This window comes from Fusobacterium sp. DD2 (genome assembly GCF_018205345.1).
Lineage (GTDB): Bacteria > Fusobacteriota > Fusobacteriia > Fusobacteriales > Fusobacteriaceae > Fusobacterium_A.
The window spans coordinates 1-528 of record NZ_JADRHM010000138.1 but is presented as its reverse complement, the minus strand read 5'-3'; the positions used below and the strand labels follow the sequence as shown (position 1 = coordinate 528).

Genomic DNA, 528 nt, shown 5'->3' with positions numbered 1-528 from the left:
AGACATAAACATGCTATTATTGAAGCTTACATATACATTTCAAGAAAAAAAACATTGATTTTTTAACTCTATATGTATATAATATATAATATATAATAAAGATAATATCAAAATATATTTTACTATCTTTACTGTTAGCAACTCCAGTTATAACATTTCATATTAAAAATACATTTAGTTTAGAATGGAGGAATTATTATGAAGAAAATAATTTTAACTTTAATTTTAACTCTTGCTTCAGTTACTGCATTTGCATCTGTTGGAGAGGGAGTTGGAAATGGATACAAAGATGAAATAAAGGTATCAGTGGAAAAAGACGGTGATAAAATAGTAGCTATTAAAGTTATCAAAATGGATGAAACAAAAAGAATTGCTCAGCCAGCTATTGAGAAACTTACTCAGGAGATTATTGCTCAACAGAAAGTAGAAGTCGACAACGTAGCAGGAGCTACTTATACATCTCTTGGTTTTAAAGAAGCAGTTAAAAATGCAATTAACAATGCTAAATAAAATATGAACATAAAAAAA

General features: G+C 26.7%; 1 protein-coding gene. It reads left to right on the top strand.

The genetic code is table 11. From position 1 onward, the window contains the following. Positions 1 to 198: 198 nt before the first annotated feature. The gene (locus IX290_RS11470; RefSeq protein ID WP_211493323.1) at positions 199 to 510 is read left to right on the top strand and encodes an FMN-binding protein; all 312 of its coding nucleotides are present in this window, start codon (positions 199 to 201) and stop codon (positions 508 to 510) included. Positions 511 to 528: the final 18 nt, after the last annotated feature.

What these genes read in the sequence shown, in the direction of transcription:
- IX290_RS11470 (WP_211493323.1), top strand. Translation starts at nt 199, where the DNA reads ATGAAGAAAATAATTTTAACTTTAATTTTAACTCTTGCTTCAGTTACT.